Source organism: Pseudomonas sp. TMW22080, from assembly GCF_022496745.1.
Taxonomy (GTDB): Bacteria; Pseudomonadota; Gammaproteobacteria; order Pseudomonadales; family Pseudomonadaceae; genus Aquipseudomonas; species Aquipseudomonas bubulae.
The window spans coordinates 1,396,091-1,415,403 of the sequence record NZ_SCFF01000001.1 but is presented as its reverse complement, the minus strand read 5'-3'; the positions used below and the strand labels follow the sequence as shown (position 1 = coordinate 1,415,403).

17 protein-coding genes are annotated in these 19,313 nt (G+C 58.0%); 10 read left to right on the top strand and 7 right to left on the bottom strand.

Annotated elements, in window-relative coordinates; genetic code table 11:
* Window positions 1–10: 10 nt before the first annotated feature.
* A complete protein-coding gene (locus EQV96_RS06175) occupies window positions 11–583 on the top strand; it encodes an elongation factor P (RefSeq protein ID WP_016780001.1) in 573 nt (190 codons plus the stop codon).
* 139 nt (window positions 584–722) lie between these two features.
* A complete protein-coding gene (locus EQV96_RS06170) occupies window positions 723–1,472 on the top strand; it encodes a sulfite exporter TauE/SafE family protein (protein WP_176465201.1) in 750 nt (249 codons plus the stop codon).
* Here EQV96_RS06170 and EQV96_RS06165 read toward each other — a convergent pair.
* Entirely contained in the window at window positions 1,462–2,319 is an 858-nt protein-coding gene (locus tag EQV96_RS06165; protein ID WP_095002248.1) for a LysR substrate-binding domain-containing protein, read from the bottom strand. The genes EQV96_RS06170 and EQV96_RS06165 overlap by 11 nt on opposite strands.
* A 96-nt stretch (window positions 2,320–2,415) precedes the next feature.
* Here EQV96_RS06165 and EQV96_RS06160 point away from each other — a divergent pair, with 96 nt between their 5' ends.
* Entirely contained in the window at window positions 2,416–2,595 is a 180-nt protein-coding gene (locus EQV96_RS06160; protein ID WP_095025155.1) for a DUF1127 domain-containing protein, read from the top strand.
* A gap of 124 nt (window positions 2,596–2,719) precedes the next feature.
* Here EQV96_RS06160 and EQV96_RS06155 read toward each other — a convergent pair whose 3' ends face one another.
* Window positions 2,720–4,066 carry a 3-deoxy-7-phosphoheptulonate synthase class II gene (locus tag EQV96_RS06155; RefSeq protein WP_095020307.1) on the bottom strand — a complete coding sequence of 449 codons (1,347 nt, stop codon included), beginning with the start codon at window positions 4,064–4,066 and terminating at the stop codon, window positions 2,720–2,722.
* 157 nt (window positions 4,067–4,223) lie between these two features.
* Here EQV96_RS06155 and EQV96_RS06150 point away from each other — a divergent pair, with 157 nt between their 5' ends.
* Both EQV96_RS06150 and EQV96_RS06145 read left to right on the top strand, forming a co-directional pair.
* A complete protein-coding gene (locus EQV96_RS06150; RefSeq protein ID WP_240881566.1) occupies window positions 4,224–4,979 on the top strand; it encodes a spermidine synthase in 756 nt (251 codons plus the stop codon).
* 372 nt (window positions 4,980–5,351) lie between these two features.
* A complete protein-coding gene (locus EQV96_RS06145; RefSeq protein WP_095002244.1) occupies window positions 5,352–7,022 on the top strand; it encodes a DEAD/DEAH box helicase in 1,671 nt (556 codons plus the stop codon).
* A gap of 99 nt (window positions 7,023–7,121) precedes the next feature.
* On the opposite strand, the gene EQV96_RS06140 is transcribed toward EQV96_RS06145, so the two are convergent.
* The gene (locus EQV96_RS06140) at window positions 7,122–7,889 is read right to left on the bottom strand and encodes a class III extradiol ring-cleavage dioxygenase (protein WP_095019382.1); all 768 of its coding nucleotides are present in this window, start codon (window positions 7,887–7,889) and stop codon (window positions 7,122–7,124) included.
* Window positions 7,890–7,990: 101 nt separating this feature from the next.
* Between EQV96_RS06140 and EQV96_RS06135 the strand changes: the two genes are divergently transcribed.
* Complete coding sequence (locus EQV96_RS06135; protein WP_240881564.1) at window positions 7,991–8,650, top strand: thiopurine S-methyltransferase; 660 nt, start codon at window positions 7,991–7,993, stop codon at window positions 8,648–8,650.
* 60 nt (window positions 8,651–8,710) lie between these two features.
* Here EQV96_RS06135 and htpX read toward each other — a convergent pair whose 3' ends face one another.
* Window positions 8,711–9,598 carry a protease HtpX gene (htpX, locus tag EQV96_RS06130; RefSeq protein ID WP_088379295.1) on the bottom strand — a complete coding sequence of 296 codons (888 nt, stop codon included), beginning with the start codon at window positions 9,596–9,598 and terminating at the stop codon, window positions 8,711–8,713.
* A gap of 313 nt (window positions 9,599–9,911) precedes the next feature.
* Window positions 9,912–11,123, bottom strand: a complete 1,212-nt coding sequence (locus tag EQV96_RS06125) for a pyridoxal phosphate-dependent aminotransferase (RefSeq protein WP_095002241.1) — start codon at window positions 11,121–11,123, stop codon at window positions 9,912–9,914.
* Window positions 11,124–11,345: 222 nt separating this feature from the next.
* Between EQV96_RS06125 and msrB the strand changes: the two genes are divergently transcribed.
* Together msrB and EQV96_RS06115 are read left to right on the top strand one after the other, a co-directional pair.
* Window positions 11,346–11,741: a peptide-methionine (R)-S-oxide reductase MsrB gene (msrB, locus tag EQV96_RS06120; protein ID WP_130872517.1), complete on the top strand. Its 396-nt coding sequence runs from the start codon at window positions 11,346–11,348 to the stop codon at window positions 11,739–11,741.
* A gap of 17 nt (window positions 11,742–11,758) precedes the next feature.
* Window positions 11,759–12,244: a glutathione peroxidase gene (locus EQV96_RS06115; RefSeq protein ID WP_095002239.1), complete on the top strand. Its 486-nt coding sequence runs from the start codon at window positions 11,759–11,761 to the stop codon at window positions 12,242–12,244.
* Window positions 12,245–12,386: 142 nt separating this feature from the next.
* Here EQV96_RS06115 and EQV96_RS06110 read toward each other — a convergent pair whose 3' ends face one another.
* Window positions 12,387–14,735 carry a response regulator gene (locus EQV96_RS06110; protein WP_095002238.1) on the bottom strand — a complete coding sequence of 783 codons (2,349 nt, stop codon included), beginning with the start codon at window positions 14,733–14,735 and terminating at the stop codon, window positions 12,387–12,389.
* A 177-nt stretch (window positions 14,736–14,912) separates the two neighbouring features.
* Here EQV96_RS06110 and EQV96_RS06105 point away from each other — a divergent pair, with 177 nt between their 5' ends.
* Together EQV96_RS06105 and EQV96_RS06100 are read left to right on the top strand one after the other, a co-directional pair.
* Window positions 14,913–15,806, top strand: a complete 894-nt coding sequence (locus EQV96_RS06105; RefSeq protein WP_095025151.1) for an ATP-binding protein — start codon at window positions 14,913–14,915, stop codon at window positions 15,804–15,806.
* Entirely contained in the window at window positions 15,799–16,281 is a 483-nt protein-coding gene (locus EQV96_RS06100; protein WP_095002236.1) for a GAF domain-containing protein, read from the top strand. Before EQV96_RS06105 ends, EQV96_RS06100 begins: the two co-directional genes overlap by 8 nt.
* 6 nt (window positions 16,282–16,287) lie before the next feature.
* Here the strand turns inward: EQV96_RS06100 and EQV96_RS06095 are convergent, their stop codons facing one another.
* Entirely contained in the window at window positions 16,288–19,242 is a 2,955-nt protein-coding gene (locus EQV96_RS06095; protein ID WP_095019380.1) for an HD domain-containing phosphohydrolase, read from the bottom strand.
* Window positions 19,243–19,313 lie beyond the last annotated feature (71 nt).

Genomic DNA, 19,313 nt, shown 5'->3' with positions numbered 1-19,313 from the left:
GATATTCGTAATGAAAACTGGTAAAGAGCTTAAACCCGGTACAGTCATCAAGCTCGAAAACGACCCTTGGTTGGTTCAGAAAGCTGAATTCACCAAGTCCGGTCGTAACAGCGCGATCATGAAGACCAAGCTGAAAAACCTGCTGACTGGCTACAAGACCGAAATCGTATACAGCGCTGACGACAAGCTGGAAGACGTGATCCTGGATCGCAAAGAAGCGACCCTGTCCTTCATCAGCGGCGACACCTACACGTTCATGGACACCACTGACTACACCATGTACGAGCTGAACGCTGAAGACATCGAAGCCGTTCTGCCATTCGTTGAAGAAGGCATGACCGACGTTTGCGAAGCGATCTTCTTCGAAGACCGTCTGGTATCCGTAGAGCTGCCGACCACTATCGTGCGTCAGGTTGACTACACCGAAGGTTCCGCTCGCGGCGACACTTCGGGCAAGGTGATGAAGCCTGCCAAACTGAAAAACGGTACCGAGCTGAGCGTTGCTGATTTCGTTGAAATCGGTGACTGGATCGAAATCGATACCCGTGACGGTGGTTCCTACAAGGGCCGCGCCAAGGTTTAAACCTTGCGTTAACCGCACGATGAAAAAGCCCGGCCTTGATGCCGGGCTTTTTTTTGCTCGATGAAAAAGCCCCGGTTCTGCGCTTTGCCCGGCGCCGGGGACTGGTTAGCATGGGTGCTCACAACGAGGGGTGGTAATGCTGATCGATTTTGTAATGTATGCAGCCTTGGGTATCGCCATGGGGGCGCTGGGCGGGTTGTTCGGAATTGGAGGCGGTCTGATCGCGATCCCGGTACTGGGGTTGTGGTTCGGTCTGGACCAGCAATTGGCGCAAGGCACGGCCCTGGCCATGTCGGTGCCCAATGTGTTCTTGGCGTTGTACCGCTATCAGCAACGCAACAGGATCAATTTGCGTCAGGCATTGCCGCTGGTGCTGATGAGTTTTTGCTTCGCCTGGTTGGGCGCGATGCTCGCCGTTGGCGTGGATGCGCGGATCATTCGCTGGGGCTTTATCGTCTTTTTGCTGGCGATCACCCTCTATAACCTGATCAAAATGTACACCTCGCCAGCCCCGCCTGTGGCCGGTTCACGCTATGGCTGGCCGTGGTTCGGGGTGCTGGGTGCCGTGGCAGGCACGACCGGAGGGCTGTTTGGTGTCGGTGGCGCCGTGGTGGCGGCGCCCGTGCTGACCAGTGTGTTCGGCACCACTCAAGTTGTGGCCCAGGGCCTGTCACTGGCCCTGGCTGCGCCAAGTACGGCGGTGACTTTGCTGACGTATGCAGTGCATGACGAGGTCAACTGGGCCATGGGCGTACCGATGGCCATTGGTGGGCTGTTAAGCATCAGTTGGGGTGTCAGGCTGGCTCACGCTTTGCCGGAGCGCCTGTTGCGCGGCCTGTATTGTGCTTTCTTGCTGCTGTGCGCGGGGTTGCTGGCGCTCAAAGCTTGAAGCCTTCGACGATGTATTCGGCAAAGCACTCAATGATCGGTGACGACGCGCTGTTGGCTTTGCGTAACAGCACAATACTGGCTGAGGGAAGCTCCGGCAGGTTCTCGGCCGCGCCGATGATGCGCAGGTCGGGCGTCAGCAGGCTTTGTAGCTGAGCGGTGACGGCGAGCCCGGTGCTGACCACGGCGTTGATCGCCGCGAGGCTGGCACTGGTGTAGGCAACCCGGTATTCACGTTGTTGAATATCCAGGGCATTACAGGCCCAGGTCCGGCAAAAACAGTCGGTATTGAACATTGCCAGGGGCAGGGGTGTTTGTTCATGGGGCGAAAAGCCTTGGGCCACCATCCAGACAAAGCGTTCCTGGCGCAGGATCTGGCCCATTTCGGTACCGGGTTTGCGGGTTACGATCGTCAGGTCCAGATCATTACGCTGCAACAGCTGGGATGACGGCTCGCAATGTACCTCGACGTTGATCAGCGGGTAGTCCTGGGCAAAGCGCGACAATACGCCGGGCAAAAAACGCATCACGTAATCATCCGGCGAACCTATCTTCACCGTGCCCACCATCTGTGGTTGGCGCAGGGTGTTGAACACTTCGCTGTGCAGCTTGAGGATGCGCCGGGCATAACCGAGCAGCACCACGCCTTCCTGGGTCAGGCTGACAGTGCGCCCTTCGCGCTGGAACAGCGCACATTGCAGCACGTCTTCTTCCAGGCGCTTCATCTGCATGCTGACCGCCGACTGGGTGCGATTGACCGCTTCGGCGGCGCGGGTGAAGCCGCCGTGATCGGCGATGGCGGCAAAGGTGCGCAGCAGGTCGGTGTCGATGCTGGGAAATTCAGCCATTGATCAATCTCGCAGATGTATCGCATAAGAAACATTCGTTGGATTGATCTTATGCCCGCGCAGACACTTGAGCCATACCACAGGAGGGCTCAAGTGATGAAAGGTCAAACAGGCGTAGTGTGGATTGCCCGGATTTCGCGCTGGTATCAACTGTCGCGGGAGCGGGCGTGCTTGCGGCAGATCAGTGATGCGGCGCTCAAGGACCTTGGGTTGAGCAGGGCGGATATCGAGGCCGAAAGCCATCGGGCTTTTTGGGATGATCCGTTTAACAGGTGAGGGCGCGGTGTTTGCTGCCCCTCACCCCAGCCCTATCCCTGAGGGAGAGGGAGCTGATTGTCGGTGTTCTTGAAACCGCGTGCGGTCAGTCCCCTCTCCCTCCGGGAGAGGGTTAGGGTGCTCTTCAGCGCTTGACCTGCTTCAGCGTCTCGGCAATCAAAAACGCCAGCTCCAGTGACTGATCGGCATTCATCCGCGGGTCGCAGTGGGTGTGGTAGCGGTCCGACAGGCCGTCTTCGGTAATCGGATTGGCACCGCCGATGCATTCGGTCACGTTCTGGCCGGTCATTTCGATATGAATGCCACCTGCGTAACTGCCTTCGGCATCGTGAACCTGGAAGAACTGTTTCACTTCACCCAGTATTTGCGCGAAATCACGGGTCTTGTAGCCGCTGCTGGCCTTGATGGTGTTGGCGTGCATCGGGTCGCAACTCCACAGCACCTGCTTGCCTTCGCCTTCTACCGCGCGGATCAGCTGCGGCAGGTGATCGCCCACTTTGTCGGCACCCATGCGCACGATCAGGTTGAGGCGGCCCGGGTCGTTGTCCGGGTTGAGGATATCGATCAGGCGGATCAGGTCTTCGTTGTTCATGCTCGGGCCGACCTTGACCCCGATCGGGTTGTTGACCCCGCGCAGGAACTCGACATGGGCGCCGTCCAGCTGGCGTGTGCGGTCGCCGATCCAGAGCATGTGTGCCGAGCAATCGTAGTAATCGTTGGTCAGGCTGTCGCGGCGTACGAAGGCTTCTTCGTAATTCAGCAGCAACGCTTCGTGGGCAGTAAAGAAGCTGGTTTCGCGCAGTTGCGGCGAGCTGTCCATGCCGCAGGCACGCATAAAGGCGAGGGTTTCATCGATACGGTCGGCCAGCTGGCTGTATTTCTCTGCCAGGGCCGAGTTGGCGATGAAGTCCAGGTTCCACTTGTGCACCTGGTGCAGGTCGGCAAAGCCGCCCTGGGCAAAGGCGCGCAGCAGGTTCAGGGTGGCGGTGGACTGGTGATAGGACTGCAGCAGGCGTTCAGGGTCTGGCACGCGGCTTTTTTCATCAAAGCCGATGCCGTTGACGATATCGCCTCGATAGGCAGGCAAGGTCACGCCGTTGATGGTTTCGTCATTGGCCGAGCGCGGCTTGGCGAATTGCCCGGCCATGCGCCCGACCTTGACCACCGGGCACCCTGCCGCGAAGGTCATGACAATGGCCATTTGCAGCAGGACCTTGAACGTGTCGCGAATCTTGGCTGCCGAAAACTCCGCAAAACTCTCGGCACAATCACCGCCCTGAAGCAGAAACGCCCTGCCTTGAGTGACCTCGGCAAACTGTCGGCGCAGTTCCCGGGCTTCGCCGGCAAATACCAGTGGCGGGTAACTGGCCAGGCTTTGCTCGACGCGCAGCAGGTGCGCCGCGTCAGGGTAGTGGGGTTGTTGCTGGATCGGCAGGGCGCGCCAGCTGTCAGGGGTCCAGATTGGGCTCATCGCAGACTCTAGTATTTGTTGGAGATGGCCCATGTTAGCAGCAATTAGTGCGTGACCTGTTGCGCCGCAATGGCCGACAATCGCGCCTTTGCGCTCGATATCGAGTGGCTGTTTTTTCAGCGCCGCGGGTAGTACCGGGGCGCGGCAAGGAGAGGAAATGTCTGAGGAGCGCGTAGAGCGTCTGCTCGCCGAAGTTCATGATGACTTCGGCATGATTCGAGTGCTGGAAGTGGCTGACTACCGTTTCCTCGAATTCGGCGATGCGATCGAGCAAAGCTGCGTGTTCACTGCTGACCCCAGCTGGCTGGAATACGACTACACCCGCGCCATGCTGATTGGTGCGTTGTGCCATGACGCTCCGGAAAGCGCACTGTTTCTGGGGCTGGGTGCCGGAACTCTGACCCAGGCCTGTCTCAAGTTTTTGCCCCTGGAAGATGTCGAAGCCATCGAGCTGCGCCCGGATGTGCCGCGTCTGGCCATCGAATACCTGGGCCTGGATGATGATCCGCGTTTGTATATTCGTATCGGTGATGCCCTGGAGCTGCTGGACAGCGCCGAGCCCGCGGACCTGATTTTTGTCGATCTGTACAACGATCTTGGACCGGCAGCGGGTCACCTGGCCTGGACATTCCTTGAAAACTGTCAAAAGAAGCTGGCCCCCAATGGCTGGCTGATCATCAACCAGTGGGCCACCGACGATGGCAAGCCGCTGGGGGCTGCGTTGCTGCGCGGCCTGTATCACCGCCATTATTGGGAGCTGCCGGTCAAGGAGGGTAATGTCATCCTGATGGTGCCTGCTGACCTGGAACAGGCACTCGATATCGACGCGCTGACAGTCCGGACACAAGTCCTGGCTCCGCGTCTGGGTTATTCGCTGGAGTCCCTGATCAAGGCAATTCGCCCGGCGACTTGATGCCAAGCGGTGAAACGTTTTAGCGTTTCACCCAGAGTGGCCCGGCACGAAAAGCTTTTTCAAGGACGAAAAAAAACGTTAAAGCCCGGTCCACAGAGGGATACAGACGATTTTGTGGCAAAAAAACCCTTCTTTTTTTTGATAAATCCGGTATAGTGCGCGCCGGCCTTTAGCCGGGCCACGTTTAGGTGTCGCATTTCCCGAAGCACGCTTCGGCTGCTCGTCCGTTTCGCGGACAACCCTGAACGCTCCATTCATTTAAACGTTTTCGCAAATCCCCGCCGACAAAGCAGCCAGGGCGACTCTTGAGTCTTACACGGCATGCGCAGCTTTGGAGCATGGGTCTTTGCGGATGCACTTAGAGGCAGACCCATGACCCAGGAAACCGGCGGCTTCGCCGCTTTTAATCTTAATCCGAACATTCTTTCTGCTGTCATCGCGACTGGCTACGAAGAACCTTCGGCTATTCAGCAGCAATCGATCCCGATCATCATGGCCGGTCACGACATGATTGGTCAGGCGCAAACCGGTACGGGTAAAACCGCCGCGTTCGCCCTGCCGATCCTGCACCGCATCGATCCTGCTAAGCGCGAGCCGCAAGCCCTGATCCTGGCGCCAACCCGTGAGTTGGCGCTGCAAGTAGCAACCGCTTTCGAAACCTACGCCAAGCAAATGCCGGGCGTTACCGTTGTGGCCGTTTACGGCGGCGCCCCTATGGGTCCACAACTGAAAGCAATCCGTAATGGCGCACAGATCGTTGTCGCCACTCCGGGCCGTCTGTGCGACCACCTGCGTCGTGACGAAAAAGTGCTGTCGACCGTGAACCACCTGGTTCTGGACGAAGCTGACGAAATGTTGAAACTGGGTTTCATGGACGATCTTGAAGTTATCTTCAAGGCACTTCCGCCAACCCGTCAGACCGTATTGTTCTCGGCAACCTTGCCGCAGTCGATCCGTGCCATTGCCGAACGCCATCTGCGCGATCCGCAACACGTGAAGATCCAGACCAAGACTCAGACCGTTACCGCGATCGAACAGGCTCACCTGTTGGTTCATGCTGACCAGAAGACCTCGGCTGTATTGAGCCTGCTGGAAGTTGAAGATTTCGACGCCCTGATCATGTTCGTTCGCACCAAGCAAGCGACCCTGGATCTGGCCAGCGCCCTTGAAGCCAAAGGCTACAAAGCTGCTGCGCTGAACGGTGACATTGCCCAGAACCAGCGTGAGCGCGTTATCGACTCGCTCAAGGATGGCCGTCTGGACATCGTTGTGGCAACCGACGTAGCGGCACGTGGTCTTGATGTTCCACGTATCACTCACGTGTTCAACGTTGACATGCCTTACGATCCAGAGTCCTACGTTCACCGTATCGGCCGTACTGGCCGTGCCGGTCGCGAAGGTCGCGCACTGCTGCTGGTGACTCCTCGTGAGCGCCGCATGCTGCAAGTGATCGAGCGTGTAACCGGTCAGAAAGTTGCGGAAGTCCGTCTGCCGGATGCCCAGGCTGTTCTTGATGCCCGCATCAAGAAGTTGACCAACAGCCTGACGCCGCTGGTCGCTGACGCTGAATCGACTCACGGTGATCTGCTGGATCGCCTGATTGCCGATATCGGCTGCAGCCCGCGTGCCCTGGCCGCTGCTCTGCTGCGCAAGGCAACCAACGGTCAGGCCCTGACCCTGGCAGCCATCGAGCGTGAACGTCCACTGGTGCCTAACAGTGCACCGCGTGAGCGTTCCGAGCGTTCGGGTGACCGTCCTGATCGTGGTGATCGCGAGCGTCGTGCTCCGGTTCCATTGGCTGAAGGCCGTGCACGTTGCCGTACCGCGCTGGGTGCGCGTGACGGTATCGCTGCCAAGAACCTGCTGGGCGCTATCCTCAACGAGGGTGGCCTGGCTCGTGAAGCTATCGGTCGCATCCAGGTGCGTGACAGCTTCAGCCTGGTAGAACTGCCGGAAGCCGGTCTGGAAGGTTTGCTGGCCAAACTGAAAGACACCCGCGTTGCTGGCAAGCAGTTGAAACTGCGTCGCTACCGCGAAGATTAATCACTCTTGCAGTGATTGATCGCTAAAAAAATCCCCGCCTGGTGCGGGGATTTTTTTTGTCCGGGATTTGTATTTGCTGGCCTTTGTGGGAGCGGGGCGCTAGCCAAACCGGTAGATATCCATCCCCAACGCACCCAGTGTCCAGCCCTGGTGGGCAATGCTGAACTGGCCGCCCGCGGCACGGGCAAAATACAACGGCAGCAGGTGCTCGTCGCTGGGGTGGTTTTTAGCGGCGAAAGGCGCCTGTGTGCGGTAGGCATGCAGCGCCGTTTCGTCATCAGCCGCCAGTTTGTCGATCATCCAGTCACGAAACGCCTTGGCCCAGGGTTCAATGCTCTCAGGGCCTGCGTGCCAGTCCAGTTCGCGCAGGTTGTGGGTGATGCTGCCCGAGCCGATGACCAGAATCCCCTCGCTGCGCAAGACCGCCAGTGCATGGCCTACCCTGGTCTGGCCCGCCGGGCCCAACTGGCTGGGCAACGAGACCTGCACCACCGGGATATCCGCATCCGGGTACATCAAGGACAGTGGCACCCAGGCGCCATGGTCAAAAGGGCGTCTGGCGTCCAGTCGCGCCGGCAAGCCGTTGTCTGCCAGCAATTCCACAATGTTCGCGGCCAACTTCGGGTCGCCGGGCGCAGGGTATTGCACGGCAAACAGTGCTGGCGGGAAGCCGCCAAAGTCATGCCAGGTTTCCGGTGACGGGTGGCTGGCGACCCGCAGGTCGGGGCTTTCCCAGTGCGCAGACACCAGCACTATGGCCTTGGGGCGCGGCAGTTCGGCCGCCAGGCGTTTGAGCGCCGGGCCACTGGCGCCCGGTTCCAGTGCTAGCATGGGGGAGCCGTGGGAGATAAACAGGCTGGGGAGCATGAAAGAGGTCCTCGAAGTTGAGATGCGTCATCTTCATCCTGATCATTGATCTAAATCCAATATAAGTTTTAGTGCTTATCTATCGAATTTAAAGGTGAATCATGCAGCCCGAATTTTGGCACGACCGCTGGGATCGCAATCAGATTGGCTTTCACCTGTCGCAGGTCAACCCTTACCTTCAGCGCCTTTGGCCGGCACTGGGGGTGGAGGAGGGCGGTCGTGTGCTGGTGCCGCTATGCGGCAAAAGCCTGGATATGAGTTGGCTGGCGGCCAACGGTCATGAAGTGCTGGGCGTGGAGCTGACGCAGACGGCCGTGGAGCAGTTTTTCAGTGAACAACAGGTCAAGCCACAGGTTCGTCAGCAGGGCGCCTTCAAGGTGTACGAGGCGGGTCCTGTGAAGATCCTCTGCGGTGATGTGTTTGCCCTGACTGAGGCTGACGTGGCCTCCTGTGTGGGGTTGTATGACCGCGCTGCAACCATCGCATTCCCTCCCGAGATGCGTGCGGCCTATGCTCGGCACCTGAGCCGGATTCTGCCGCCAGGCTGTCGGGGGCTGTTGATTACCCTGGATTACGATCAGTCGCAAATGAACGGCCCGCCGTTCTCGGTGCCGGACGCCGAGGTACAAAGCCTGCTGTCGCATGCCTGGGCGCTGGAAGTGCTCGAGCAGCCGGATGTACTCGATCAGGAGTGGAAGTTCCTCAAGAGTGGCGTGACGCGACTGGTGGAGCGGGTGTATCGCCTGAGCAAAATCGCCTGAAGCAAAACCCGGGCACAAAAAAGGGCGACCTGGGTCGCCCTTTTTATGTTTGCCGTGGGGTTAGCCGCGGCGACGCAGTGCGTCGATACGTTCTTCCAGTGGCGGGTGGCTCATGAACATCCGCGCCAGGCCTTGTTTGAGGCCGCCGTTGATGCCGAAAGCCGCCATGGTGTCCGGCATGTGAACCGGCAGACCCTGCTCGGAGCGCAAGCGCTGCAGGGCGCTGATCATTGCCGAGGTGCCGGCGAGCTGCGCACCGGCTTCGTCAGCCCGGAATTCACGTTTACGCGAGAACCACATCACAATGGCGCTGGCGAGGAAACCCAGGACCAGTTCGGCGAAGATGGTCGCAACGTAGTAGGCAATGCCGCGGCCCTCGTCGTTCTTGAACACCACCTTGTCGACAAAGTTGCCGATGATCCGGGCAAAGAACATGACAAAGGTGTTCACCACGCCCTGCACCAGCGCCAGGGTGACCATGTCGCCGTTGGCAACGTGGCCGATTTCGTGGGCCAGTACCGCTTTTACTTCGTCGGGCGAAAAACGCTCCAGCAAGCCCTGGCTGACTGCGACCAGTGCATCGTTTTTATTCCAGCCCGTGGCAAAGGCGTTAGCCTCGTATGCCGGGAAAATCCCCACTTCAGGCATCTTGATCCCGGCTTCGCGGGACAGTTGTTCAACGGTTTGCATCAACCATTGTTCATGACGAGTACGAGGTTGTGTAATCACCTGGGTGCTGGTGCTCATCTTCGCCATCCATTTGGATATGAATAGCGAGAACAGAGACCCTGCAAAACCAAAGACCGCACAGAACACCAACAGCTGACTGAGGTTCAGATCAACCCCGTTGGCCGCCATGAACCCGTCAAAGCCGAACAGGCTCAGGGTGATGCTGGCAATCAGCACGACCGCCAGGTTAGTGGCCAAAAACAGCAGAATGCGCATCATGGTTGTATGAATCTCCTCGTCTTAAGGGTGTTGCCGTATGCGGGGTATATAAGGTGCTGCCACAGGCTATTCAACCAGGTGACTATTTCAAACTGTGTCCTGCAGCCTGATTTTAGTAGTTTGCTGGGAATTTCCTAATATGAAGGAGCGTTTTTTTTGGCCAAAAGTTCCACTGAGCGCCAGTAAATAAAGGGCTTTATGGTTTTCATGAGGCTATTGAAGGCGGGGGAGGTCCGTAAAGACGCAGAATGAAGAATGTTTCATCAGACACATGTTGTGCGACTTTTGATTGGTCGCACAACATATTCAGAAACTACTGACGATAAGTCTTCAGAAAGTTACCGATCCGGCCAATGGCCATGTCCAGCTCGTCGACACGAGGCAGGGTCACGACGCGGAAGTGATCCGGCCACGGCCAGTTGAAGGCGGTGCCTTGTACCACCAGCAGTTTTTCCGAGAGCAGGAGGTCCAGCACGAATTTCTCGTCGTTGAGGATCGGGCACACTTTCGGGTCGATACGCGGGAACGCATACAACGCCCCCATCGGTTTCACGCAACTGACACCGGGGATCGCGTTGAGCAGTTCCCAAGTGCGGTTCCGTTGCTCAAGGAGGCGTCCGTTGGGCAGTACCAGATCATTGATGCTCTGGTAGCCGCCCAATGCGGTTTGAATGGCGTGCTGGCTGGGCACGTTGGCGCACAGGCGCATGTTGGCCAGCATGTCGATGCCTTCGATATAGCCCTGAGCGTTTTGCTTGGGCCCGGAGATGGCAATCCAGCCCGAACGGAAACCCGCAACCCGGTACGACTTGGACAGGCCGTTGAAGGTCAGGCACAACACGTCAGGGGCCAGTGAAGCGGTGCAGATATGCACCGCGTCGTCGTAGAGGATCTTGTCGTAGATCTCGTCCGAGAACACCACCAGATTGTGCTGGCGGGCAATCTCGAGCATGCCCAGCAGGACTTCCTTGGAGTACACCGCACCCGTCGGGTTGTTCGGGTTGATGATGACCATGGCTTTGGTGTTTGGAGTGATCCTGGCTTTTATGTCCTCAAGATCAGGCCACCAGTTGGCTTGCTCGTCGCACAGGTAGTGCACCGGATGGCCGCCAGCCAGCGTCACGGCAGCGGTCCACAGCGGGTAGTCCGGTGCTGGTACGAGAACTTCGTCGCCATTGTTGAGCAGCGCCTGCAGCGACATCACGATCAGCTCGGACACGCCGTTGCCCAGGTAGATGTCTTCGATGCCGACACCTTCCACCTGCTTTTGCTGGTAGTACTGCATGACTGCCTTGCGGGCGCTGAACAGGCCTTTGGAGTCGCTGTAGCCCTGGGCTGTCGGCAGGTTGCGGATCACGTCCTGGAGGATTTCGTCCGGCGCTTCAAAACCAAAAGGTGCCGGGTTGCCGATGTTCAGCTTGAGGATGCGATGGCCTTCCTCCTCCAGTCGTTTGGCGTGCTTGAGCACCGGGCCGCGAATGTCATAACAGACGTTGGCGAGCTTGTTTGATTTGCTGACCTGCATGGCGATGTGATCCCGAAAATGAACGATCCAGGCGATGTGATGACCACTGCACTGGGAAATTCTGTGTTTGCACACAGTGGCTAACACCGCTTTGCTTCAAGAATCCGTTTGAATGCAGCTAGGGCGGGTGCCAGACTGGTGATTAACGAGGCGCAATCATACGTGCCACCCGATCCCTGGAAAAGCCACCGGTCGGGGTTTTTCAGTGACAGAGGCAGAACCATGGAAAAGTTGAACAAAACCCTGGACGAATGGAAGGCCATGCTCGACCCGGAGCAATACAACGTGTGCCGCCTCAAAGGCACCGAACGGCCGTTTTCGGGGAAATACAACGCCACCAAAACTGACGGTGTCTATCACTGTATCTGCTGCAACGCGCCGCTGTTTGACTCCCGCGCCAAGTTTGACTCTGGCTGCGGCTGGCCGAGCTTTTCCCGGCCCATTGGCGACAGTGCGATGGTCGAGATCCGTGACGTCAGCCACGGCATGGTGCGTACCGAAGTGGTCTGCGCCAAATGTGATGCGCATCTGGGCCATGTGTTCCCTGACGGTCCGCCCCCGACCGGGCTGCGCTACTGTATCAACTCGGTGTGCCTGGACCTGGTCCCTCGCGTCTGACTTTTTGAGGTGTTGCCATGAACGATAACCTGCTCGATATTGCCTGTACCACACTGGTCGGTGAGCAAAAGGCCCTTGGCGATTTCGGCGGCAAGGCGCTGCTGGTGGTCAATACGGCCAGCAAGTGCGGCTTTACCCCGCAGTACAAAGGGCTGGAGGCGTTGTGGCAGCAGTACAGGGATCAGGGGCTGGTGATTCTGGGCTTCCCCTGTAACCAGTTTGGCAAGCAGGAGCCGGGCGACGAAGCGGCCATTTCCGGGTTTTGCGAGCTGAATTTTGGCGTGAGCTTCCCGCTGTTCAAGAAGGTCGAGGTCAATGGCCCCCAGGCTCATCCGTTGTTTGTCCAGCTCAAGAGGCGTGCGCCGGGGCTGTTGGGCTCGCAGGGAATCAAATGGAACTTCACCAAATTCCTGGTCAGTGGCGATGGCAAAAGCGTAAAGCGCTATGCCCCGACCACCAAGCCTGAGGCGCTCAAGGCCGATATCGAAGCGTTACTGGGTTAAAATCGCTCTATCTGTAGCCGCTGACGAGTGGAATGAGGCTGCGATCGGCGGCGCAGCCGTCGCAAATCCTGCAAACCGTGTCTGTCTGGTGCACCCTGGTGCATCATTTTGCGACCGCTTCGCGCTCGATCGCGGCCTCGTTCTACTCGTCGGCGGCAACACGGTTGGTGTCTCTGTCTCGCCTTTGCGGCACCCATACCTCAATCAACGCCGCCAGCTCTTCGCGCCGAAACGGCTTGGCCAGATAATCGTTCATCCCCGCCGAACGGCAGCGCTCACGCTCTTCGGGCATGGCATTGGCGGTCAGGGCGACGATGGGCAACTTGGGCCAGCGCCCGCGATGGCGGATTTGCCGTGTGGCTTCGTAGCCATCCATGACTGGCATGTTGCAGTCCATCAACACCAGGTCAAAGGTCTTCTGCTCCAGCCGACTCAGCGCCTCGCCGCCGTGGCTCGCAACCACCACTTCACAGCCCAGCTTGCTCAACATACCCTTGGCCACCAGCTGGTTGACCGGATTGTCTTCGACCAGCAGGATTCGCGCGCGGTGGACCGCAGGAGTATTCACGGTTTGAGTGCCCTGTACCTCGCCGTCGTCCTTGAGCAGCAAATGTTGCAAGGTCTTGTACAGTGCCTGACGCGACAGGGGCCGGGCTTTTTGTTGCAGGGGTGCCAGCGCATTGACCTGGTCACCGGGCATAAAGTTGCCATACGCGGTCACCAGCAGGATCGGCGCACTGATGGCCGGGCGCAGGCCAAACAGGCACTCGGCACAGTCGGTAATCAGTAACTGTGGATGGGTGTCGGTCAGTGAGTCGTCCTGGGAGTAGCGTGTGTAGTCCAGCCCCCACAGGGGCAAAAAACTGCCAAGCATTTCGCTCAGCCCGCTGCTCGCTGCACTCACCACAATAACCCGGCCGGACAACGGCTTTGGCTGGATGGCGGGGGTATGGCAGGGCAGGGGGAGTTCGGCGCAGAACTGGCTGCCAAAACCGACTTCCGAGCTGATGGTCAGGCGTCCGTGCATGACTGCGCACAGACTGTTGGTCAGGGTCAGACCAAGCCCGGTGCCACCATACTGGCGGGTGATGCCGGCCTCTGCCTGAGTGAAGGGGCTGAAAATTCTGGCCTGGGCCTCCTGGGCGATGCCGATGCCGGTGTCGCAAACCTCGATACGTACCTGATCGCCTTGCGCGCTGAGCCGTACATCCACCCGCCCGAATCGGGTGAATTTCAGCGCGTTGGACAACAAATTGCTGACGATCTGTCGGACCCGGGTCGGGTCCCCCATGACCAGTGCCGGAAACTGCGGATCGATCAGGCAGGTCAGTTCCACGCTGGGTGCGGCGTTCTGTGACAGCAGGTTGGCGGTATCTTCGATCAGCGTGCCCAGGTCGAAGGCAATATGTTCAAGCTCCAGTTGGCCCGCGTCGAATTTCGACAGGTCGAGAATGTCATTGAGCAGCTCGACCAGAACCTTGCCGGAGTCATGGGCAATCGACAATTGCTGGTGTTGCTCGGCATTCAGCGGGCTGTCCAGGCACAGCGCCAGCATCCCGAGCAAACCATTGAGCGGGGTGCGTATTTCATGGCTCATATTGGCCAGAAACGCTGAGCGTGCCTGGGCCATTTCCAGGGCAGTAGTGCGCGCAGCCTCAAGCTCTTCATTGGAGTGGCGCAGTTGCTCGTTGCTGGCCTCCAGTTCCTGGGTGCGCACAGAAACAATGGTTTCCAGCTGTGCCAGGTACTCGGTCAGGGTGTTTTCAGCGCGGCGCCGGTATTCCATTTCACGGGCCATGGCCTCGAACTGCTGATTGGCAGCGTTCACCAGTACGCCAATTTCATCGTTTTCGTGACCGCTGGGGCAGTGCACTTTCGACTGCCCCGGATCTGCGGGCTTGCCATCGCTGATCTCACGAATCACTCGCACCAGCGGCTTGGTCAGCATGACGTAAAACAGGCCCAGAAGAATAAAGGTGAGCACGATGCTGCGAATAAAACCGCTGAGCAGTGTGACTTCCGCCCGCTGCAAAAACCGCTTGCCGAAGGGGTAGGTATCCACCTCAAGGTGCAAGACGCCCATGCTTTGTTCGGGGAGGTGATTGAAGTACAGTCGCTGGTCAAATGAGCGGTTGGCACCAAACAGAGAGTCGCTCAGCGCCCGATAACGGCCGGTTTCAGGCAGATCCTGCACCGCCGAGAGCACCAGATAGTCGTTGTCGAGCAGTTGTGCGGCGGTGATCGCCGGTGAGCGCACCAGCCCTTGCAAAAGCTCTTGGGCAAGCTCCGAATCAAGGTTGTAGGCAATGCGTGATGCCGGGTTGTGACTGATCTCGAGCAGCGACTGGATTTCGCGATCGATGGCGGCGTTTTCACTGGCATAATCGATGCCGATTTGCAGCAGGCTAAGCAGGGTCCCCAATATCAGACCGACCAGCACAGTCAGTTTGGCTTGCTTGAAAGACAGGCGGTGGGTGAGTTTTATGTCCATTGGGGGTGTTGCACCTGTTTCCATTTCCTTGCGGCGTGCAAGAGTAGTCGATTCGTGGGTCAACCGGCAGGCATTACTGCGGTATTTGCGACCTGGCGATGTGAGTCGTAATGTGGTTTGAGCTGAATGTAGGTCATATCAATATGCCATCATTGTGTATCAGTCTGAGGAAATGTTGTGAATTCTAATCTGGATGCCTTTCTGCAACGGGCCGAAGCGGTCCTCGCACGTCTTGAACCCTTGCTGCCGGCTCAGCGTGAGCCGATCGAATGGCATCAATGCCTGGCGGCCCGTTGGCAGCGGGAGGGGCGTTCGGGTTACCTGATGCCATTGCAAGTCAGCCTTGATATGCGCCTTTCGGACCTGATCGGCGTCGATATTCAGCGGGATCAGCTGGGTCGCAATACCAAACAGTTCCTTGATGGTTTGCCGGCCAACCACGCTCTGCTTTGGGGCTCGCGCGGTACTGGCAAGTCTTCGATCATCCGTGCACTGCTTGCCGAGTATGGCAATGCGGGCCTGCGCCTGATCGAGATCGAGCGTGACCATCTGGCCGACCTGCCGCGGGTGGTCGAGCAATTGCAAGGTTTGCCCCAGCGCTTTGTGCTGTTTTGCGATGACTTGTCATTTGAGGCGGGTGAAAGCGATTACCGGGTGCTCAAAAGCGTGCTCGATGGTTCCCTTGAGCAAGCGCCGGATAACGTCCTGCTTTACGCCACGTCGAACCGCCGTCATCTGGTGCCCGAAAAGGAAAGCGATAACGAGAACTGGAAGAATGTCGACGGTGAGTTGCATCCCAATGAAGCTGTGGAAGACAAGATCGCCTTGTCTGATCGCTTCGGCCTGTGGCTGTCGTTTTATCCGTTCACCCAGGACCATTTCCTGAGCGTGGTTGAGCACTGGATCGATGTATTGGCCACCAAAGCCGGTTTGCAGTGGCAGCGCGACGAGGCACTGGATATTCTGGCGGTGCGCTGGGCAACCGGGCGTGGCAACCGCAACGGCCGTTGTGCCTATCAGTTCGCGCGTTATTGGGTGGGTTTGAAATTGTTGGAGCAAGTGAATGATTGATTTGAACGCCACAGGTGCAGGCCTGAACGGCTATGGCCTGTTGCAGGCTCAGTTGGAGTCGTTGTTGGCAGATGAGCGTGACTTTATTGCCAACGCTGCACAGTTCTCGGCGTTTTTGTATCACCAGCTCGATGATCTGAACTGGGCCGGGTTTTACCTCAATCGTAATGAGGAGCTGGTACTGGGCCCGTTTCAGGGGCAAATTGCCTGTGTTCGTATCCCGTTTGGGCGTGGCGTCTGCGGGGCTGCAGCGGCGAGCCGGCAAACGCAGCGAGTTGAAGACGTGCATGCATTTGCCGGGCACATCGCTTGCGACAGCGCCTCTAACAGTGAGTTGGTCGTGCCGTTGATCAAGGATGGTCGCCTGATCGGCGTGCTGGATCTGGACAGCCCGAGCATCGGGCGCTTCAGCGAGCAGGATCAGTTGGGCATTGAAGCGCTGGCGGCCATCTTTTTGCGCTTGAGCGAGTGCTGATCCGCATCAGTTTTTCAGCCCGGCCTTGAGCATCAGCGCATCGATATCGACCGTATCGATTTGTTGAGGGTCAAGAAACTGCCGGGCGTATTGCAGGTAAATCTGTTCGTGCATGAACAGCGCGAACAGTTGCGGATCAATATGGGCGTCATGGCACATGGCGGCCATGATGTTCAGCGCCTCACTCAAGGTTTTGCTGCGTTTATAGGGGCGATCCGACGCGGTCAATGCCTCGAAAATATCGGCAATTGCCATCATCCGTGCCTCCAGGCTCATTTCCTCGCGTTTCAGGCGTTTTGGATAACCGCTGCCATCCATTTTTTCGTGATGCCCCCCGGCGATTTCGGCAATGTTGCTCAGGTAGGCAGGTAGCGGCAGGCTGCTGAGCATCAGGATGGTTTGCACGATGTGGTTATTGATGATGTAGCGCTCTTCGCGGGTCAAGGTGCCGCGCCGGGTACTGAGGTTGTACAGCTCGCCACGGTTGAATTTGTAGGGTGGTACTTCGAGTTTAAAGCCCCAGGGGTTTTCGGGGTCAATCAGGTCGGCCTCGGGGCGAGTGAACAGGTGCTCGGGCTTGTCGGCCAGCAGCGACTCGGTCACCGGCAAGGCTTGCTCCTGGCGGGTGGACTGGCGTTTGTTTTCTTCCCAGGAAACGCCCAGGCGATCATCCAGCGTGCGGGTCCAGGTGCGGCGCGCAATGGCGTTCAAACGCTGCAGGTCTGCCTCCATCATGGCTTCCCCGCCCAGATTGCACTGGGCGACAAAAGCGAAGTCATCATCCAGCTCAAGCAGACAGGCATCTCGCAGGTGCGCCAGCTGTTGATCGTCGCCACCCAGGGCTCGTGCCTGCCAGTAATTGACCCAGGCATCGCGCTTGAGCACTTCAAAGCGGGTGCGGATTTCGTGAATGCGGTCGTACAGGGTTTCAAGCTTGGTGGCCTTGTCGACCACATATTCCGGTGTTGTGACCTTGCCGCAGTCGTGCAGCCAGGCGGCGATACGCAGCGCCTCCCATTGCTCATCCGTGGGAGCGTACTGCTCAAAGGGTGGCTGCCGGCTCGCAGCAGCCGCCTGTGCCAGCATCAATGTCAGGATTGGAACCCGTTGGCAATGGCTGGCGGTGTACGGGCTTTTGGCGTCGATAGCCCCCGCCAGCAATTGGATCAATGCATCCAGCAACTGTTTCTGCCGAGCCTGCAGGCGCTGGCTTTCAATAGCAACGGCAGCTGTACCGGACACCGCCTGGATAAAGGCAATCCGGTCGGCCCGCAAGTGGTCCTGATCGTCAGTCGAACCACTGTCGTTCAATACCAGCACAAGAATACCCACCGTTTCGCCCTGGCGGTTGTGCAGGCGAATGCCGATCAGGTGGACACTCTGGCTGCCCAGTTCATCCATCACAGACTGCAAGTCACCCGCCTGTTCAAGGGTGAGTGAGCGGGCGACACTGTCATGACCTTCGAAAAGCGCCCGTAACCACTCGGGGCTCTGGCTGTCGTCAGGGTTCAGCACGGGCGCGGGCTGGGTTGCCAGGTCCTGGGGCTGGCCGTTGATGATCAGGCCTTTTAACTCCAGTTGAGTACTGTCGTTTTTTGTCAGGTAGATCAGCCCGGCCTCTGCCTGAGCAATCTTGAGAGTCTCGAACAGTACGGACTGCAGCAAGGGTTCAAATCGGGTATGGGCCGAAAGGCTGGAGGTGATTTCAAAAAAGCTGGCGAGGGTTTCTTTCATGCGGCCCATGGATGCCTGCATCTGATCGATTTCGAGCACGGGCGATTGTCGTGTGAATGGATAGTTGAAATCGAACCGTCGAACCGCATCGGCTTCACGCACCAATTCGCGCAAGGGCCTCACCAGCAACCTGGAGGTCACCCACCCCATGGGCAGGCACAGCACCAGGGCGCCCAATGTCACCAGGGCCCCTTGCCAGCGCAACTGATAGGCATCGGCCAACAGCTCGTCTTGCGGGACCATCATTGCCAATTGCAAGCCATTGGCACTGCCATCGTCCACCTTGAACCGCGAAACGATCCATTGGCGCTGGCCGTCGTCCAGGCGCTGCTGAGCATCTGCCCCTTGATTGATCAGCAGTCCAAGGGCCGGATTCAGCTCCGAGACTTTGGGCAGTTTGGTGGGGTCCATGGCGTTCAATAATTTGTTGAAGTCCGGGTAAGCGATGGCCCGGCCATCATCGCCGAACAGAACAATCTGTGTACCAGGCGTTGTTTGATGGTCGGCCAGGGTGGCGGACAGTTGAGACAGCGTTACATCGGCACCCATCACCGTATTGGCAGTACTGCGTTTGGCGAGTGTAGTACCAACTTCGTGGGTGGTAAAAAACAGGTAGGGGCTGGTGGTGGTCTGATTTTTGTCGGCATCCTGCGCAATAAACCAGCTGCGCACGCGGGGGTCATAGAGCTCATTGGGGATGTTGCGCTGTTCGAGCTGTTTCAGATTTGCATCCAGATACAGTTTTTTTGAATTAACCGTGCCTTGCCGGGCTGCACGTGTTATCGACCATACTTCGAAGCTAGCTTGGGGTGGGGCTTTTAACTGGCGCCGGATCTCTTGATTGCGCAAAGGCCGGACCAGGAAAAAGTTGCCGTTGTCATCGCCCAGGTATAGAGCTGACAGTGTGTGGTTGTCTTCGAGTGCTTGTACAAAGGGCTGCAGCAGGCCTGTTCGAAGCTCGACCTGGTCGGTTGTGGCCGCAGAATCAAGAATTAGCAGGTTGAGCGCATGCCGTATGGGTTGATAGGCATCCAGCAGGTCATCCTGAACATCCTGTTCTATGTAGCTGAACAACTTTTGGCTGCTGTCGAGAATGATGCGGGTGGTTTGCTGGTAATTGAATACGCCCAGTACAACGCCCAGCAATAGCAACAAAAATGTAAACATCGCACTTATGTGAGCATGCAGCGGGTACTGGCGCCGATGGGAGAGCGCACTGTTGCGCATGGGCTGATTCTCCGCTGATGTAGGCGTGCTGGTATCTATCAGCATAGTAAAACCGCGCCAACCTGCCTTTG

Coding starts and splice junctions, on each gene's coding strand:
- EQV96_RS06125 (WP_095002241.1), bottom strand. CDS start 11,123: ATGCAGGTCAGCAAATCAAACAAGCTCGCCAACGTCTGTTATGACATT.
- htpX (WP_088379295.1), bottom strand. CDS start 9,598: ATGATGCGCATTCTGCTGTTTTTGGCCACTAACCTGGCGGTCGTGCTG.
- EQV96_RS06145 (WP_095002244.1), top strand. CDS start 5,352: ATGACCCAGGAAACCGGCGGCTTCGCCGCTTTTAATCTTAATCCGAAC.
- EQV96_RS06160 (WP_095025155.1), top strand. CDS start 2,416: ATGAAAGGTCAAACAGGCGTAGTGTGGATTGCCCGGATTTCGCGCTGG.
- msrB (WP_130872517.1), top strand. CDS start 11,346: ATGGAAAAGTTGAACAAAACCCTGGACGAATGGAAGGCCATGCTCGAC.
- EQV96_RS06140 (WP_095019382.1), bottom strand. CDS start 7,889: ATGCTCCCCAGCCTGTTTATCTCCCACGGCTCCCCCATGCTAGCACTG.
- EQV96_RS06135 (WP_240881564.1), top strand. CDS start 7,991: ATGCAGCCCGAATTTTGGCACGACCGCTGGGATCGCAATCAGATTGGC.
- EQV96_RS06115 (WP_095002239.1), top strand. CDS start 11,759: ATGAACGATAACCTGCTCGATATTGCCTGTACCACACTGGTCGGTGAG.
- EQV96_RS06175 (WP_016780001.1), top strand. CDS start 11: ATGAAAACTGGTAAAGAGCTTAAACCCGGTACAGTCATCAAGCTCGAA.
- EQV96_RS06095 (WP_095019380.1), bottom strand. CDS start 19,242: ATGCGCAACAGTGCGCTCTCCCATCGGCGCCAGTACCCGCTGCATGCT.
- EQV96_RS06165 (WP_095002248.1), bottom strand. CDS start 2,319: ATGGCTGAATTTCCCAGCATCGACACCGACCTGCTGCGCACCTTTGCC.
- EQV96_RS06100 (WP_095002236.1), top strand. CDS start 15,799: ATGATTGATTTGAACGCCACAGGTGCAGGCCTGAACGGCTATGGCCTG.
- EQV96_RS06150 (WP_240881566.1), top strand. CDS start 4,224: ATGTCTGAGGAGCGCGTAGAGCGTCTGCTCGCCGAAGTTCATGATGAC.
- EQV96_RS06110 (WP_095002238.1), bottom strand. CDS start 14,735: ATGGACATAAAACTCACCCACCGCCTGTCTTTCAAGCAAGCCAAACTG.
- EQV96_RS06155 (WP_095020307.1), bottom strand. CDS start 4,066: ATGAGCCCAATCTGGACCCCTGACAGCTGGCGCGCCCTGCCGATCCAG.